The sequence below is a fragment of the Bacillus sp. B.PNR1 genome (genome assembly GCF_030386235.1).
Lineage (GTDB): Bacteria > Bacillota > Bacilli > Bacillales > Bacillaceae > Bacillus > Bacillus stercoris.
The window spans coordinates 1,176,483-1,194,121 of the sequence record NZ_JANYMN010000001.1 but is presented as its reverse complement, the minus strand read 5'-3'; the positions used below and the strand labels follow the sequence as shown (position 1 = coordinate 1,194,121).

Sequence of the window (17,639 nt, the reverse complement as noted above, 5' to 3'; positions counted from 1 at the left end):
AAGCGCCAATGCTGAATACAGAAGACATTCTCTGTAAAATGCTTTTTGCACAATTGCAGTCCATAGGTTTTTTCACTGAAAGTAAATCTCAGCCGGTATTGGAGAATTTCTATGGCAGATGGTTCGAAGAAAGCCAATCCATTTTAGAACGGCAGCAATACCTGAAGCGAACGGAGAACGGATATATTCCCACATGCTCAATGGAGAATATAGATGAACTATGGAAGGAATGGAATCAACAAAAATCAAACCTGCTTCAAGATGATAATATGAAAGCCATGGTGACATTGGTGGAGACAGCACTTAAAGCCTTGCCGGACATTTTGACCGGCAAGGCGTCTGCCACCGATATCCTGTTTCCGGATTCATCTATGGATTTAGTAGAAGGGGTCTATAAAAACAATCAAGTCGCAGACTATTTTAATGAGGTGCTGGCGGATACGTTAACAGCCTATCTGCAGGAACGCCTGAAGCAAGAGCCTGGGGCGAAGATTCGAATATTAGAAATCGGTGCCGGAACCGGCGGGACAAGCGCGGCAGTTTTTCAAAAATTGAAAGCCTGGCAGACACATATAAAAGAATATTGTTATACAGATCTGTCTAAAGCTTTTTTAATGCATGCAGAAAATAAGTACGGTCTGGACAATCCTTATTTGACATATAAACGATTTAATGTCGAGGAGCCGGCGGCTGAACAGCATATTGACGCGGGAGGCTACGACGCAGTTATCGCGGCAAATGTGCTTCATGCCACAAAAAATATCCGGCAGACATTGCGAAATGCAAAAGCAGTTTTGAAAAAGAACGGGCTGCTCCTTTTAAATGAAATAAGTAATCATAATATATATTCGCATTTGACGTTTGGCCTTTTAGAGGGCTGGTGGCTGTATGAGGACCCTGATCTCCGCATACCGGGCTGCCCGGGTTTGTATCCAGACACTTGGAAAATGGTGCTTGAGAGTGAGGGATTTCGCTATGTTTCCTTTATGGCTGAACAATCTCATCAGTTCGGCCAGCAGATCATTGCCGCTGAAAGTAACGGAGTCGTCCGGCAAAAGAAGAGAACGGAGACGGGAGCAGATCAAAGCCATATACAAATAAATGCTGAAAAAGCTCATTCACAGAAAAGCAATTCTCTCATCGAACAAACGACTCAATTTGTAAAGCATACCTTGGCAAAATCGATCAAACTATCACCAGAACGTATTCATGAAGATACGACATTCGAGAAGTATGGAATCGATTCGATTTTGCAGGTGAATTTCATCCGTGAATTAGAAAAGGTGACGGGGGAGCTTCCAAAAACCATTTTATTTGAACATAACAATACAAAAGAACTCGTCGATTATTTGGTAAAAGGGCATGAAAATAAGCTCCGCACAGCATTGTTAAAGGAAAAAACGCAGCCTGCAAAAAATGAAGCTCCTCTTCAAACAGAGCGTACAGATCCTAGTAAGCCATTTGCTCTTAATACACGCCGCTTTGTTTTAGAGCAGCAAGTCACTGAAACTCAGCTGGCAAATACCGAACCGTCAAAAAAAGAAAAGACAAGTAATTTGCAAGGAACACATGTAAATGATCCTCGTACAGAAGATATCGCAATAATCGGGGTAAGCGGGCGCTATCCGATGTCTAACAGTTTAGAAGAGCTATGGGGGCATTTAATCGCTGGAGACAATTGTATAACAGAGGCACCGGAATCCAGATGGCGCACATCTTTATTGAAAACATTATCAAAGGATCCAAAAAAGCCGTCGAATAAGAAGCGCTTTGGCGGATTTTTACAAGATATAGAGGCATTTGACCATCAGCTTTTTGAGGTGGAGCAAAACCGGGTCATGGAAATGACACCGGAACTCCGTTTATGTTTAGAAACCGTCTGGGAAACGTTTGAGGACGGCGGCTATACGCGAACCCGGCTGGATAAATTGCGGGATGATGACGGAGTAGGTGTTTTTATAGGGAATATGTATAACCAGTATTTTTGGAATATCCCATCTTTAGAGCAGGCAGTCCTCAGCTCAAATGGGGGAGACTGGCACATTGCAAATCGGGTTTCCCACTTTTTTAACCTGACCGGACCGAGTATCGCGGTCAGCTCAGCATGCTCCAGTTCATTAAACGCCATACATCTTGCATGTGAAAGCCTGAAATTGAAAAGCTGCTCAATGGCGATTGCTGGAGGCGTCAATTTAACACTCGATCTCTCTAAATATGATTCTTTGGAGCGTGCCAATCTGCTGGGAAGCGGCAATCAAAGCAAAAGTTTTGGCACAGGAAACGGGCTTATTCCCGGGGAAGGCGTCGGTGCTGTCCTGTTAAAACCGCTATCGAAGGCAATTGAGGATCAGGATCATATTTACGCTGTGATCAAAAGCAGTTTTGCCAACCATAGCGGCGGAAGACAGATGTATACAGCTCCGGACCCGAAGCAGCAAGCGAAATTAATTGCCAAATCAATTCAGCAGTCCGGCATTGATCCAGAGACTATCGGCTATATTGAATCGGCGGCAAATGGCTCGGCACTTGGCGATCCTATTGAAGTAATTGCCTTAACAAACGCGTTTCAGCAATATACAAACAAGAAACAGTTTTGTGCGATAGGCTCTGTCAAATCCAATCTGGGGCATTTAGAGGCGGCTTCAGGCATTTCTCAGCTGACAAAAGTTTTGCTGCAGATGAAGAATGGGACACTGGTGCCGACAATTAACGCGACGCCTGTCAATCCAAATATTAAGCTGGAAAACACGGCTTTCTATCTTCAGGAACAAACAGAGCCATGGCATCGTTTGAATGATCCTGACACTGGAAAGCAGTTGCCGCGCAGAAGCATGATCAATTCCTTCGGGGCGGGGGGTGCCTATGCTAATCTCATTATAGAAGAATATATAGAGACGGCCTCTGAGAAAAAACATCTCGCTTCCCGCCAGCAGGAATTCACTGCCGTTTTTTCAGCCAAAACCAAATGGAGCCTGCTTAGCTACCTTGAAAACATGGAATTGTTTTTAGGGAAGGAAGCGTCTCTGGATATTGAACCCGTTGTACAGGCTTTACACCGGATCAACCACAATTTAGAGCATAGGGCTGCATTTACAGTGACATCGACACAGGAGCTGATCGAAAAACTAAAGATGTTCCGAACAACAGAAAAAAGCTCACTCCAGCAAGGCATTTATACATCATTCGATTTACAGCCATGTGCGGAATCAGTAACTAATGATAGAGAAATAAGCGCAGCAGAGCAGTGGGTACAAGGGGGATCGATTGCTTTTCAAGAAGCTACAGGAACAGGCTGGGTTCATCTGCCTCACTATGTATTTGACCATAATACATCATTTCATTTCGATGAAACGCCGATCAATGAGAATTCGTCAGCTGTTGAAGGTGATATCCATCAGCCGGTCATACAGGATCAATTCACTTATGATGAGCCTTATGTTCAAGGACATATCTTCAACAATGAACGGGTGCTTGTCGGTGCCACTTATGGCAGTCTGGCCATAGAAGCGTTTTTTAACTTGTTCCCTGAGGAAAACAGCGGCCGTATCAGCAAATTGAGCTATATCAATCCAATTGTCATCAAACAAGGCGAGACCATTGAACTGCATGCAAAGCCGCTGCAAAAAGATCATGTCATAGAACTCCAAATCATGTATCGAGAGCCGGCTTCTGGTTCGTGGAAGCCTGCCGCAATCGGACAATGCGGAATCGGTTCTTTTAAGCCGAAAAAAGTAAATATCGAGAACGTAAAGCATTCATTAACCAAGCTTCATCACATTGATCAGATGTATAAAACCGGAAACGGCCCTGAATGGGGGGCGTTATTTAAGACAATTACTCATCTCTACAGAGATCACAAGTCTATACTGGCAAAAATTCGCCTGCCTCAAAACGGACTGGCAAACGATCATCACTACACTGTAAGCCCATTGGTGACAAACAGCGCCTACTTGGCCATCCTCAGCTTCTTAGAGCAGTTTGACATGACGGGAGGGTACCTGCCATTTGGAATCAATGATATCCAGTTTACAAAGCAAACGATAAAAGAGGATTGCTGGCTTTTAATTACAATGGTTAAAAATACAGGTGACATGCTTCTGTTTGATGTAGATGTGATCAATGAGTCGTCAGAAACAGTCCTCCACTATTCAGGCTACTCGTTGAAGCAGCTTCGTATTTCGAATCAAGGAGGAATTGAAAATACGGCCATCAAGGACAGCAATCTGAAAGAACGTATCAGAAGCTATGTAACAGATAAACTGGCAGTCAACATGGCCGATCCATCAAAATTGTCTCTTGCAAAAGCGCATATCATGGATTTTGGAATCGATTCTTCTCAGTTGGTTGCACTGACAAGGGAGATGGAGTCAGAGACAAAGATCGAATTAAATCCGACACTGTTTTTTGAATATCCGACTGTTGATGAGCTGACCGAATTTTTTGAAGCCAAACATGAAACATCATTTGTGCGGCTGTTTGGCCAAACTGATCAGCAGCAGAAACGCCCAGCTCAATCCGAAATCAAAATGAAACAGATTCCAGCTATTGAGATGAAGACAGATAAAACAACCAACAACGCGGCTGACGGGTTAGCCATTATCGGCATGTCGGGACAGTTTCCGAAAGCAAACAGCGTAACGGAATTTTGGAATAACATGATTCAAGGAAAGAACTGTGTCTCTGAAGTGCCGAAAGAACGCTGGGACTGGCGAAAATATGCCTCAGCCGATAAGGAAGGGCAATCAAGCCTTCAATGGGGCGGTTTTATAGAAGGAATAGGTGAGTTTGATCCCCTGTTTTTTGGCATATCGCCTAAAGAAGCGGCGAATATGGATCCACAGGAGTTTCTGCTTTTGATACATGCATGGAAGGCGATGGAAGACGCAGGCTTAACCGGACAGGCCTTATCAAGCCGCCCGACAGGAGTATTTGTCGCAGCCGGCAATACGGATACAGCTGTGATTCCATCCTTAATTCCAAACCGTATATCCTATGCGCTTGATGTAAAAGGGCCAAGTGAATATTATGAAGCTGCCTGTTCCTCAGCTCTAGTGGCTTTGCACAGAGCTATACAATCCATTCGAAACGGCGAATGTGAGCAAGCCATTGTCGGGGCTGTGAATTTGCTGCTTTCACCAAAAGGCTTTATTGGCTTCGACTCAATGGGCTATTTGAGTAAGAAAGGACAGGCCAAATCCTTTCAAGCAGATGCAAATGGCTTTGTCAGAAGTGAAGGAGCAGGAGTTCTCATTATTAAACCTTTGCAAAAAGCCATTGATGATTCTGATCATATTTATTCGGTTATTAAGGGTTCGGGTGTATCGCATGGCGGCAGGGGAATGTCGCTTCACGCGCCAAATCCGGTCGGTATGAAGGATGCAATGAAGAAGGCTTATCAAGGAGCACAAATTGATCCCAAAACGGTGACCTATATAGAAGCGCATGGGATCGCCTCTCCATTGGCAGACGCGATAGAATTGGAGGCGTTAAAGTCAGGATCCAGTCAGATGGAACTTCAGGAAGTACAGGAGGAAGCGCCATGTTATATCAGCAGCTTAAAGCCGAGCATCGGACACGGTGAACTCGTCTCCGGCATGGCTGCTATTATGAAGGTCAGCATGGCGATGAAGCATCAAATAATACCAGGCATATCGGGATTTTCATCTTTGAATGACCAGGTGTCAATAAAGGGCACTCGCTTCCGAGTGACTGCCGAGAACCAGCCATGGGGAGATTTACATGACGATGCAGGCAACAAAATTCCTCGCAGAGCGAGTATCAACAGCTATAGCTTTGGAGGCGTAAATGCGCACGTCATTTTAGAAGAATATATTCCTTTACCAAAACCACCGGTTAGTATGAATGAGCATGATGCCCACATTGTGGTTCTTTCCGCAAAGAATCAGGACAGGCTAAAAGCAGTTGTTCAACTGCAGCTTGACTATGTGAATAAACAACAAGAACTGTCATTACAAGATTATGCTTATACACTCCAAACCGGCCGAGAGGAGATGGGGGACCGCCTGGCACTGGTTGTCCGCAATAAAGAAGAACTGGTAAACGGCCTGCAAGCCTGCTTAGCTGAGAAAAAAGGCGATAAGCCGAAAAACACTGTACCTGTCTTTAGCGGAAATGAAGAAAATGGCACGTCAGATATCATAACATTGCTTGATGGGCCATTAAGAGAAATGGTGATCGAGTCTTTGTTGTCCGGAAACAACCTTGAAAAGATCGCGTTTTGCTGGACAAAAGGGGTGCAAATCCCGTGGGAGAAGCTTTATAAAGGAAAAGGTGCCCGCAGAATACCTTTGCCAACCTATCCATTTGAAAAGAGAAGCTGCTGGAACGGCTTTCAAGCAGTAGAGAATACGCCTTCTGTTTCACAGGATGAGCATATCAACAACAGCGGCGATCCTCACATATTAGCAAATGTATTAGGGATGGCTCCAGATGAACTGCAGCCTCAAAAGCCATTGCAGCAGTACGGGTTTGATTCGATTTCTTGCATACAGTTATTACAGCAATTGCAATCAAAGGTAAACCCTCACATAGTCTTGACGGAGCTTCAAGCATGTCATACGGTTCAGGACATGACGGACTTGATCGCAAAGAAACAGGAGGATACATCCTTGCAAAATGATCACGCTCGCACGTTTCCGGAATTGATACCGTTAAATGACGGGAAGCGGGGGCGTCCTGTCTTTTGGTTCCATGGCGGAGTAGGAGGGGTTGAAATCTATCAGCAATTTGCACAAAAGAGCCAGCGCCCTTTTTACGGCATTCAAGCCAGAGGATTCATGACTGAGTATGCTCCTTTGCACGGAATTAAACAAATCGCTTCCTATTATATAGAGATCATTCGATCCATACAGCCTGAAGGCCCTTATGATGTAGGCGGATATTCATTAGGCGGGATGATTGCATATGAAGTCACACGCCAGCTGCAAAGCCAAGGCCTTTCTGTCAAAAGCATGGTGATGATTGACTCCCCATATCGTTCTGAGACAAAAGAGTATGAGGCATCTATGAAAACGTCAATGCTGCAAACAATTAATATGATGCTGGCACCGATTGCGAAACGGGATAAGCTTACTGATGTCCTCATCAGCCGTGAAGAGGTGGACATAAGCTTAGAGGATGAAGAATTCCTGTCTGTGTTGATTGAACTGGCAAAAGAACGAGGGTTAAACAAATCAGAGAAGCAAATACGTTCACAGGCTCAGCAAATGATGAAAACACAGCGCGCCTATGATTTGGAGTCGTATACTGTTAAGCCTCTCCCTGACCCTGAGGCAGTAAAATGTTATTATTTCCGCAACAAAAGCAGGTCTTTCTTTGGTGATTTAGACATTTATTTCACTTTATCAAATGAAAAAGAACCGTTTGATCAAGCTGCCTATTGGGAGGAATGGGAGCGGCAAATTCCCCATTTCCATCTGGTAGATGTCGATTCAAGCAACCACTTCATGATATTAACCGAACCGAAAGCATCAGCAGCCATGTTAGAATTTTGCGAAAAGCTCTATTCAAATAAGGGAGTAGTAAATGCGAATTTCCTTAAGGCTTTCAGGAAAAAACATGAAGCGAAAAAAGAAGATGAATTGGTGAAGCGCTGAGAAACACAAACGCCCCCTCTTTTGAAGGGGGCGTTTTGAATGTTATTTTGAAAGTGAAACAGGGAGACTTTCTAATCCTCTTAAAAAGACATTTTTTCTCCATTGAATGTCATCAGGCATCGCGAGTTCAATATCAGGAAACCTCTTCAGAAGTGCGTTAAATGCAATGTGGCCTTCCAGCCTGGCAAGAGGCGCTCCTAAGCAGAAATGAATGCCAAAACCGAAAGAAATATGTCTGTTAGGCGACCGATTTATATTTAAAAATTCGGGGTTTTCAAAAAAGTTCGGATCGCGATTGGCAGATCCGATGCCTATAAAAATCATGTCTCCTCTTTTGATCGAATGCCCTTTGTATGTAAAGTCTTCGATGGCCCACCGATTTGCCATCATAACGACAGGTGAGGTGTATCGCAGCAATTCTTCAACTGCTGTAGCAATCATTTCGGGATGCTGCTTGAGCTTCTCACGTTCCTTCTTGTGCTGCAGCAATGCGAGGGTGCCGGAGCCGAGTAAGTTTACAGTCGTTTCAAGGCCCGCTACAACGAGCAAGAACAGCATGGAATAAAGCTCTTTTTCGCTTAATTTGCTGCCGTTTTCCTCAGCATGTACAAGTTTGCTGATTAAATCGTCTTTTGGCTTTATCCTTCTGTCATGGATCAGCTTGGCGATATACTCCTTAAATTCACGAAGGGCTTGATTAGTCAGCTCTCTGTTACCTTCAGAGGTATCAACCATCGCATTGGTCCAGATTTGAAACTGTGTTCGATCTTCTTTAGGAATTCCCATCAATTCAGATATAACAATAAAAGGCAAAGGGGAAGCGAAGGATGTCATGATATCCGCTTTATCTTCTTTTTCCATTTCATCTAAAAGCTGTTCAGAAATTTGTTCGATGCTGCCGCGCAGATTTTCAATGGTTCGGGGAGTAAATGCTTGATGAACAAGTGATCTCAAGCGGGTATGGTCAGGTGTGTCTTTTGCCAGCATATGATCGGAAACAAAATCGATATCTTCACTAACGTTGAGCATTTTGATTTGTTCTTGGCTCATCACATTTTTCACGTCTCTTGTAATTCGAGTGTCTTTTAAAAAGGCCATACAATCATCGTATCGGGTTATTAGCCAAGCCGGATACGTGCCTCCGAACCGTTTTAATTCAAATCGGTGAATGGGATCTTCCTCTCTAAATCGTCCTAAAACTGAAAAAGGGTTATCATGAAACTCTTTACCATGCGGATGAAACATCAATTTTTCCATTTGCATTCTCCTCGCCTAATAGGGTAAATAGATGAATCAAATTGCTGAACTCGTATACAAAAAACAGAATAATTTGAAATGTAATCCTGTCTCTAAAACTATATATCTATTATAGGCGTCATTCAATAGGATGAAGAACGAAAAAGCGAAAAAAGGGCTTGATGTAAATTAGCGCCTTTGAACGAATGCTCAAAGGCGCTAAGCTGCATTATTTTGATGAAAGTGAGAGTCAGCAGTGCTGGATATCAATTGTATATACTGCACGATCTGTTATGACCTTCAATCCTTCGTTTTCTTGGTGAATATGAATATCACCTAATAAAGGAATCTCATAGGCATTTTGCGGAAGCGGCACGTTTCCGTCCTCAGTGAAGGTTGTTCCTTCACCTTCTAAAACGAGCTCTTCTTTCGCTACATAGTCATCAGGGTGACTCGTGCTTCGTATAGCCACTTTTTGAAGGTGGAGAACAATCTGATCCAAGTCTGATATCTCTTCATCATGGGTCAATTCACCTTTTCTAATATCAAGTGTCTGGCCGACTTTTGATTCCAGCCATTGGGAAAGCTGTGTATTCGTGTATGCCATCAATATTCCTCCTTTTGATCTACACGATACTATTCCCAATTGCAGCATCTTTTACACGGAAAAGAGCCGCCTCACCCCTTATGTATGAAACAATTCGCTGTTCAAAGCCTTGATATAACGTATGGCAGAACGCTGGACAGCTTCGCCGGCATTTTCTTTGACCACTTTAGAAAAAGCATTGTAAAGCCTGTTGAATTGAAGCGGTTTCACTTTGGCTGCTATTTCTTCAACTTTGTATGCGGGAAGGGGAATGAGATTTGGATAGCTGTACATAAAGCTGACCCAGTTTCGATCCGCTGTAACCGTAATGATATCTCCAGTCAATAGACATCCTTTCCCTTCATTGCCGTTGCTCCAATGAAGAACAGCACCGCCTTTAAAATGTCCGCCCAGTCGGTAAAGATCCAGCCCCGGCTTCATGCTGAGCGTTTCCCCTGACCAGAAGTGAATGTGATTGCTTGGTCTTGTCACCCATTTTTTGTCATCTTCATGGATATAGATCGGGGCCTGAAATGCTTCAGCCCACTCAACCTGAGTAGAGTAATAATGTGGATGAGACAAAGCGATGGCTTGAATACCGCCTGATTCGTTGATTTGGTCAATTGTCCTTTGGTCAAGATATGAAATGCAATCCCACAGCACATTAAAGCCCTTATGCTGGATCAGATGGGCTGTTTGACCAATCGCAAACTCTGGTTCAGTTTTGATGCTGTAAAGATGGTCTTCTTCCTTTTTGAGGATGTTTTGAAGGTTTCCTTTCTCACGCATGTCTTCAAGGGTTGTCCAAGTTTGTCCGTCAGGATGAATATACTGTCTCTCATCCTCGCAAATCAGACACGAGTTGGACGGATCTACAGTCTGTGCATGCTGCACACCGCATGTGTTGCAGATATAATATGGCACTTTCTTCACTTCCTTCATCCATTTTCCATTATTTTACCTTATGATTATGAATATTCAAACAAAAAGCCGGCAGTTCTGCTGAGAGAATTGCCTGCTTTTTGATGCTGTTTATTGGCCGGGAACGGAATTTTCCGCGTTGACAGCGCCCGCTCCGTACACATTCGGATCTTCATCTTTCCATTTGTCCGTGCCGTTTTTCAAAAGCTCTTTCACTTCATCGGGTGAAAGATCCGGGTTTTGCTGGAGAATTAAAGCTGCGATTCCTGCGCAAATTGGTGTTGCCATCGAGGTTCCTGACATTGTGAAGTACTGAGATCCTACACGGCTTGACTTTTGAAGCTTATCAATATATGAATTCGGAGAGCGAAGGGAAATAATATTAACACCCGGCGCTAAAATATCGGGCTTTTCTTTCCCGTATACTGTCGGACCGCGGCTTGAGAAGGAAGCGACCGTATCATCATCGCTGCTTGCAGTATCGTTATCGTCAAGCGCACCTACTGTAATCACCTTTTCGCTCACGCCCGGGCTTGCAATGGTCTGCGAATCAGGGCCTGAGTTTCCGGCAGCGACACAGACGACAATCCCTGCGTTCCACGCTTCTTCAACCGCTCTGACTAACGGATCTTCCTGTTCATTATCATATCTAAGGGCATCGCCCCCGAGCGACATACTCATAATATCAATCGGCTCATCAGGGTTGTCCTCATTGTATTGAATACACCACTCGACACCCTCTATAATATCTGCTAACGTTCCTGAACCCTGCTTGTTTAATACCTTTACGCCGATGAGATTGGCTTCCGGTGCAGGTCCGCGGTATTTTCCGGAAGAGGATGCGCCGCTGCTTGCGACATCACCTGCACAATGTGTGCCATGACCATTATCATCGTATGGCTCTGTTTTTTGATTGACCATGTCCGCGAACCCGATAATCCTGCCTTCTAAATCAGGATGCGGGTAGATTCCTGTATCGACAACAGCGACAGTAACGCCTTTTCCTGTCAGGGTTTGCCCGTTTCGGACGACTTCCCTCGCATGGCTTGCTTCAGTTGCCGTGTCTAAAAGCGCTTTGACTTCGCGGTTTAAATACACTTTACGGATATTGCTGCATTCAGAAAGAAGAGAATGTAATGCTGAGGGGGTAACCTCCGCACTGCAGCAGTTGATTTTGTTGAAGCGGGTTTTTAGCTTACTGCGTTTTTCTTTTTGCAGTACCTCCCCAGCCATTTGAATGCCGGTCTCGTGACAGCCTTCCTCAAATTCAATAATGACTGACATTCTTTTTCTGTTTTTCAATTTGGTTTCGAAAAAATTATGCAAGAAGCAAGGAGTCCATTTGAATGGCTTGTAAAGCTGCAATACGGTTTCCCGTAACGGCCAATCTAGCTTATGAGCATTTGCTCTCACCATTTGTACCATAGAGTACCCAAACATGTATTTTCCTCCTATTATAAGGTTCTCTGTATACTCTATGAACAGATGATAGGTTTGGTAAGTTTGTTTGTCCTTTATAAGAGGCGGATAAGAGTTTGTTTTTATGAATCTTTCGTATTAGATACGATGGATGAGAGGTTGAGGAAATCATTGGGGATTGAAAAGGAACATTTGTTCGTATTATAATGTGGTCATATCAAACTGGAAGGGGAGAGCGGCTGTATGAATTTCTACTTACATCGATCTTTGGAAAGCCAAATGCCAATCAGCATTATATATATGAAGAAAGACGGAACAATTAGTAAAAGAACGATTATTGTAAGGCAGAAAAGCAAAACGAAAATCAAAGCATTTTGTTTTTCGAAACAACAAATCAGAACATTTTTATTGGACTCTATCCTCTCCTGTGACTTTGTGAGAACAAATAAGAAAAATCTTTATTTTGCAGGCCAGTAACAGGCGTCCGTCTAAGCAAACGGACAGCCTGTTACGAAAACCCTCCTTAAACCTATATACATTTATTTGCCAAGTGAGGTTGTTCCTACCTTTTTTGGCTTTCCTCTCAACCTTTTTTCACTCTTATTTGAAATGAACCGCTAATAACCGTGACAATCAATTGATTTTTTGAAACCGGGAACTTTTTCACTGATGATATCGTGTATACAATGGTAAGATAAAACCTATTGGCTAAACCTCATATAATGAACCGTGCCATTCTTATGAAAGGAGTTAAACATGAGAAGATTTTTACTAAATGTCATATTAGTCTTAGCCATTGTCTTGTTCTTGAGATATGTTCATTACTCATTAGAACCTGAACCATCAAATCAGCCAGATACATATTCAAATTTCAGCAGCTTGGCAGAGAATGAGAGTCCAGCCGATTACGATATTTCATATAATGAGAAAAAAGGAAGCAAAGTCTTAATTATGTCTCCGCATGGCGGAAGAATTGAAGGCGGAGTAAGTGAGCTTGTTCGGTATTTCAATCATGAATACTCTACATACCTGTTTGAAGGGCTGAAGTCCCATGATAACCAAACGCTGCATATTACAAGCACCAATTTTGATGAGCCATTAGCTAAAAAGAAAATCAAGGAGCATCAATATGTGGTGGCTTTTCACGGATATAAAGGGGAGAACAAAAATACCCTTGTAGGGGGAACGGATCGAAAGCGGGCAAAAATGATTGTGAGAGCTCTTGAGCGGAGAGGTTTTTCCGCTGAATTAGCGTCGTCTAAAAGCGGTCTCGCTGGATTGAATGCCGAAAACATTAACAACCAAGGAGAAACGGGGCTAAGTATACAGCTGGAAATCAGCCGCGAGCAGAGAGAAGCATTTTTTGATGATTTTTATTATAAAAATAGAAAATACACAAAGAACAGTGAATTTTATGCTTATGTCAGTGCGATCAAGGGTGTCCTGGAAAAAGAGTATTCGTAACAAGCAGATCAGGAGACAAAATACGAGAAGGTCAGTAGACTGAAATAGGATGAACAAGGAGGCAAAACAATGGCAGATCATCATTTTTATTTAAAAGCGAACTGGCCAGGTAAACGCAATGATGTGGGTACGATCGAAAGCGGTAACCTGATCACATCGATTTCCATCCCTAAAGAAATGGATGGACCGGGAGAAGGGACCAACCCTGATGAAATGCTTCTCGGTGCGGCAGCGACCTGTTATATTATTACACTTGCAGCGATGATGGAAAGAAGCGGGCTGGAAAAAGAAGACTTGCAGATGGAGTCAGAAGGTATTGTCGACGTCACGAAAGGAGTCTTTACATACAAAAAGATTATTCACCGTCCCTCTGTTGTGCTTAAACATGATGCTTCACAAGACGACATCGCATTGGCGCACAAGCTTTGTGAAAAAGCGGAGTCGTCATGCATGATTTCGCGCGCGATTCAAGGGAATGTTGAGCTGCAGCTTAAAGCCTCTGTAAAAGCGGGGGGAGAATAATGAAAACAGACGGTTACTCACAGACCGTCTGTTTTTTATCTTCAGCGTGGGCTTTCGACTGATTTAGCACGACCACGCCCGCAATGACAAGCGTGAGACCGAATATTCCCTTTAAACTGATGGTTTCGCCAAAAAGCAAAAAACCGACAATGGCTGTAAGCGCGGTACCAACGCCCGACCATGTTGCGTACGCGCTTGATAAGTCAATTGTTTTTAAAGAAAAGCTTAGAAAAGTAAAAGCGGAAAGAAATCCGACTACGACTCCGGCAATGGGCCAGGCCTGTGTAAATCCTTCTGAAAGCTTCAGCATCGTGCTTCCAAACACTTCAGATAAAATAGCGAGAGCCAAATAAAGCAATCCTTTCATCATCCTCACTCCTTTACTGCCAGTTAAGTAACACGACCCCTGATATTAATAAAAGAATCCCGAAAAGCCCTTTCGCATTCAGTTCTTCCTTGAACCATTTCACTCCGATTACTGTCGTCAGCACCGTTCCCGCCCCGCTCCAAGTCGCATAGGAGAGGCTTAGGGGAATATGGTTTAACGTCAGTGACAGCATATAAAAGGCGAGGGAATAGCCAATGACGACCAAGGCACTCGGCTTCCACTTTTTGAAGCCATCAGATACTTTCAGCATGGCTGCCCCTATCGATTCCGAACATATGGCAATCGTGAGGAATATATATCCTATTAACATCTTAAATTCTCCTCACTATATTTTTAGATTAGAAAAGAGCTTCAGCTAGAAAAATATTAGTGTATGCTTATGTATGAGTCAAGAGATTCATTTTTACACAATTAAAAAGACCCCTTTTTAAGGGGTCTTTTGCGATTAATAATAATAAGGGAACGGAGCATACGGATAATAGGGGTATCCGCCATACAAATAAGGATTAAATAAAGCGCTTCCTATAAGCCCGCCTGCAAGGCCGCCGATAAACGGGCCTCCAAAAAATCCGAATGGCCGGCCAAACCCAAATCCATAGCCAAATCCGGGTCTTCCAAACCCGTAACCGAATCCGAAAGGTCTTCCAAATCCAAATGGTCTCCCGAATCCAAAAGGTCTTCCAAATATTCTTGTATCTTCAGGACTGAAATTCTCTAACTCGTTCATGTTTTCTTTCCTCCTGTAATAAAGTGTAGATGATGCAGTGTATTCAGCCTGCCCGGATTTGATTGGGCGAATTAAGGAAAAAAGAGGATGTGAACACATTGGGCCTGTATCAGTCTGACTGGTCGAAAGCACCGCCCCATGCACATGCTTATCATGTCAAAACATCGAGGGAACAGGGCCATTATCATCTGATTGAAGGGTTTACTCAGCCCGCAAACGGATCAAATACCGATCAGCACACACATTACTATACAGGGATCACTTCATTTGAAAACGGCCATTTTCATCGGTATTACGGAATCTCAGGGCCAGCGATTCCTTTAGCAGATGGCACACATTATCATGAAATCGAAGAAACGACGTATCTGGCCTATAACAAGCCGGTTGAGATCCAGTACGGAGGGGTTGTTTATGCTCCCGGAGATGACGAAAGAAAAACGCACCGTCATACCCTGAAAGGACAGACGAGGGAAATTGTCGGCAATGAGCCAATCGGCTGGTAGAAGGATGTTTACCGATGCAAAAAAAGGGCAAAATGGATAGGTGGTTGTCCATGTTGAATGCTATAATGGGGGGAGATTTATAAAAGAGAGTGATACATATTGAATAATACGAAGCAGCCCGTTGTCATTTTAGTCGGACCGACGGCAGTGGGAAAAACCAATTTAAGTATTCAGCTAGCCAAATCTTTAAACGCGGAAATTATCAGCGGAGATTCAATGCAGATTTATAAAGGGATGGATATTGGAACAGCTAAAATTACCGAACAGGAGATGGAGGGAGTTCCTCATCATCTGATTGACATTTTAGAACCCCAAGACTCTTTCTCTACCGCCGATTATCAAAGCTTAGTAAGAAACAAAATCAGCGAGATTGCAAATAGAGGAAAGCTTCCGATGATTGTCGGCGGTACAGGTCTATATATACAATCTGTGCTTTACGATTATACATTTACGGAAGAGGCAAATGATCCTGCGTTTCGAGAGAGCATGCAAATGGCAGCTGAACGGGAAGGCGCTGATTTTCTTCATGCCAAACTTGCTGCAGCAGATCCCGAGGCGGCAGCTGTGATTCATCCCAATAATACAAGAAGAGTCATTCGCGCGCTGGAAATTTTACATACATCCGGAAAGACGATGTCGCAGCATTTAAAAGAACAAAAACGAGAACTTCTGTACAATGCAGTGTTAATCGGGCTGACAATGGATAGAGACACGCTTTACGAAAGAATTAACCGGCGGGTCGATATGATGATGGAGGCAGGTCTGCTTCCGGAAGTGAAACACTTGTACGACAAGAACGTGAGAGACTGTCAATCGATACAGGCGATAGGCTATAAAGAGCTTTATGCATATTTTGACGGTTTTGTGACACTTTCCGATGCTGTTGAACAACTAAAGCAGAATTCAAGACGGTATGCGAAACGCCAGCTGACGTGGTTTCGCAATAAAATGCAAGTTACATGGTTCGATATGACACCGCCAGTTGATATGGAGCTGAAAAAAAAGGAAATTTTCACACATATAGCAGGAAAACTCGAACTTTAATCGAAACTGTATGATATAGAGAATCAAGGAGGACGAAACATGAAACCGATTAATATTCAGGATCAGTTTTTGAATCAAATCCGGAAAGAAAATACGTATGTCACTGTTTTTTTGCTGAACGGCTTTCAGTTGCGGGGCCAGGTAAAAGGCTTTGATAACTTTACCGTTTTGCTGGAATCGGAAGGTAAGCAGCAGCTTATATATAAACATGCGATCTCAACGTTTGCGCCGCAAAAAAACGTCCAGCTTGAACTCGAATAGATCAAAAAATGCCATGTCAAGACATAAGGAGGCTGCCGGGGGATTCTCGGCAGCCATTTTTAACATGTAAATTCACTTTTGCTCCAAACTTTTTTGTGTAAGCTGACCATGCCAAGGCACGGTCTTTTTTTATGAGAACAACATACTGAAGAAAAAATGGTATATTATGTATAAATATGAACTTAGGGAGTGACGCGACCTTGTTTGAAAGTGAAGCAGAACTGAGACGAATCAGGATCGCCCTTGTGTGGATAGCTGTTTTTTTACTGTTCGGGGCGTGCGGGAGTCAAGATACCATCATTGAAACAGACAGCGGCAATTCAGACTATGAAACGCCTCAGCCAACCTCGTTTCCGCTTGAACATAATCATTTTGGCGTGATGGAGGACGGCTATATCAAAATTTATGAGTATAATGAGTCCCGCAATGAGGTAAAGCTGAAGAAAGAATACGCGGATGATGAGCTTGAATAAAATTCACAAGCATTCGAATTTACAAAGCGGATGCCAGCCGCTAAACTAAATACAGACACAGATCAAACAGAGGGTGAAAAAATGAAGCATAAAGTGATCGTGAATCATTGGGAAGAAATTTGCGAAGATGATTCTTGCTATGAATATGGAACAAGTATCATTGTGAACGGAAAAGAATTAATCAGAGAAGCGTCAATTATCACTGCTTTGAAGGCGGTTTTAGAAGAGATCGGCGCGGATGTTGAAATAGAAGAAACAGTAGAGAGCGAAAAATGCTGTGATAGCTTAAGAAAAAAAAATCTAGACTACTAAGCAGTTTTTTTTCATGTTATGATAAACATCGGCTAAAAAACGACACCCCGAGTAGGACGAGAGATGATTCTCGTTCTGCTCTCTTTTTTGGGCCCTAATGAGTCTGTCCATTTGCCTGATTTGATCAAAATATGAATTTTTCATAAAAACGAATCTATATATTGTGT

At 43.2% G+C, this 17,639-nt stretch carries 16 protein-coding genes; 9 read left to right on the top strand and 7 right to left on the bottom strand.

Annotated features, from left to right (window positions below; all coding sequences use genetic code 11):
* Nucleotides 1–8: 8 nt before the first annotated feature.
* Nucleotides 9–7,616, top strand: a complete 7,608-nt coding sequence (locus NZD81_RS06435; RefSeq protein ID WP_282372142.1) for a beta-ketoacyl synthase N-terminal-like domain-containing protein — start codon at nucleotides 9–11, stop codon at nucleotides 7,614–7,616.
* Between the two features lie 42 nt (nucleotides 7,617–7,658).
* Here NZD81_RS06435 and NZD81_RS06430 read toward each other — a convergent pair whose 3' ends face one another.
* The 4 genes from NZD81_RS06430 to aprX form a co-directional block, all read right to left on the bottom strand.
* Nucleotides 7,659–8,873: a cytochrome P450 family protein gene (locus NZD81_RS06430; RefSeq protein ID WP_147771921.1), complete on the bottom strand. Its 1,215-nt coding sequence runs from the start codon at nucleotides 8,871–8,873 to the stop codon at nucleotides 7,659–7,661.
* A 229-nt stretch (nucleotides 8,874–9,102) separates the two neighbouring features.
* Nucleotides 9,103–9,459 (bottom strand): protein YmzB, encoded by a 357-nt coding sequence (gene ymzB / locus NZD81_RS06425; RefSeq protein WP_282372145.1) that lies wholly within the window; start codon nucleotides 9,457–9,459, stop codon nucleotides 9,103–9,105.
* 78 nt (nucleotides 9,460–9,537) lie between these two features.
* Nucleotides 9,538–10,362, bottom strand: a complete 825-nt coding sequence (locus NZD81_RS06420) for an MBL fold metallo-hydrolase (protein ID WP_282372147.1) — start codon at nucleotides 10,360–10,362, stop codon at nucleotides 9,538–9,540.
* 108 nt (nucleotides 10,363–10,470) lie between these two features.
* Nucleotides 10,471–11,799 carry a serine protease AprX gene (gene aprX, locus NZD81_RS06415; protein WP_069149625.1) on the bottom strand — a complete coding sequence of 443 codons (1,329 nt, stop codon included), beginning with the start codon at nucleotides 11,797–11,799 and terminating at the stop codon, nucleotides 10,471–10,473.
* Between the two features lie 222 nt (nucleotides 11,800–12,021).
* On the opposite strand from aprX, the gene NZD81_RS06410 reads away from it, so the two are divergent.
* The 3 genes from NZD81_RS06410 (at nucleotide 12,022) to NZD81_RS06400 (ending at nucleotide 13,764) form a co-directional block, all read left to right on the top strand.
* Entirely contained in the window at nucleotides 12,022–12,255 is a 234-nt protein-coding gene (locus NZD81_RS06410) for a hypothetical protein (RefSeq protein ID WP_014664054.1), read from the top strand.
* Between the two features lie 279 nt (nucleotides 12,256–12,534).
* Complete coding sequence (locus NZD81_RS06405) at nucleotides 12,535–13,242, top strand: poly-gamma-glutamate hydrolase family protein (RefSeq protein WP_014664055.1); 708 nt, start codon at nucleotides 12,535–12,537, stop codon at nucleotides 13,240–13,242.
* Nucleotides 13,243–13,311: 69 nt separating this feature from the next.
* A complete protein-coding gene (locus NZD81_RS06400; RefSeq protein WP_095432816.1) occupies nucleotides 13,312–13,764 on the top strand; it encodes an OsmC family protein in 453 nt (150 codons plus the stop codon).
* Nucleotides 13,765–13,777: 13 nt separating this feature from the next.
* Here the strand turns inward: NZD81_RS06400 and ebrB are convergent, their stop codons facing one another.
* The 3 genes from ebrB to NZD81_RS06385 form a co-directional block, all read right to left on the bottom strand.
* Nucleotides 13,778–14,131 carry a multidrug efflux SMR transporter subunit EbrB gene (gene ebrB / locus NZD81_RS06395; protein WP_069149626.1) on the bottom strand — a complete coding sequence of 118 codons (354 nt, stop codon included), beginning with the start codon at nucleotides 14,129–14,131 and terminating at the stop codon, nucleotides 13,778–13,780.
* A 13-nt stretch (nucleotides 14,132–14,144) separates the two neighbouring features.
* Entirely contained in the window at nucleotides 14,145–14,462 is a 318-nt protein-coding gene (ebrA, locus tag NZD81_RS06390) for a multidrug efflux SMR transporter subunit EbrA (RefSeq protein ID WP_014664058.1), read from the bottom strand.
* 135 nt (nucleotides 14,463–14,597) lie between these two features.
* Nucleotides 14,598–14,879 (bottom strand): hypothetical protein, encoded by a 282-nt coding sequence (locus NZD81_RS06385; RefSeq protein ID WP_014664059.1) that lies wholly within the window; start codon nucleotides 14,877–14,879, stop codon nucleotides 14,598–14,600.
* 89 nt (nucleotides 14,880–14,968) lie between these two features.
* Between NZD81_RS06385 and NZD81_RS06380 the strand changes: the two genes are divergently transcribed.
* The 5 genes from NZD81_RS06380 (at nucleotide 14,969) to NZD81_RS06360 (ending at nucleotide 17,472) form a co-directional block, all read left to right on the top strand.
* A complete protein-coding gene (locus tag NZD81_RS06380) occupies nucleotides 14,969–15,382 on the top strand; it encodes a YmaF family protein (RefSeq protein ID WP_080478223.1) in 414 nt (137 codons plus the stop codon).
* A gap of 99 nt (nucleotides 15,383–15,481) precedes the next feature.
* Nucleotides 15,482–16,426: a tRNA (adenosine(37)-N6)-dimethylallyltransferase MiaA gene (gene miaA / locus NZD81_RS06375; protein WP_014664061.1), complete on the top strand. Its 945-nt coding sequence runs from the start codon at nucleotides 15,482–15,484 to the stop codon at nucleotides 16,424–16,426.
* Between the two features lie 39 nt (nucleotides 16,427–16,465).
* The gene (hfq, locus tag NZD81_RS06370) at nucleotides 16,466–16,687 is read left to right on the top strand and encodes an RNA chaperone Hfq (protein ID WP_003221097.1); all 222 of its coding nucleotides are present in this window, start codon (nucleotides 16,466–16,468) and stop codon (nucleotides 16,685–16,687) included.
* A gap of 200 nt (nucleotides 16,688–16,887) precedes the next feature.
* The gene (locus tag NZD81_RS06365) at nucleotides 16,888–17,160 is read left to right on the top strand and encodes a YmzC family protein (RefSeq protein ID WP_040083098.1); all 273 of its coding nucleotides are present in this window, start codon (nucleotides 16,888–16,890) and stop codon (nucleotides 17,158–17,160) included.
* A gap of 81 nt (nucleotides 17,161–17,241) precedes the next feature.
* Nucleotides 17,242–17,472, top strand: coding sequence for a hypothetical protein (locus NZD81_RS06360; RefSeq protein WP_003245262.1), 231 nt, complete (start codon nucleotides 17,242–17,244; stop codon nucleotides 17,470–17,472).
* Nucleotides 17,473–17,639: the final 167 nt, after the last annotated feature.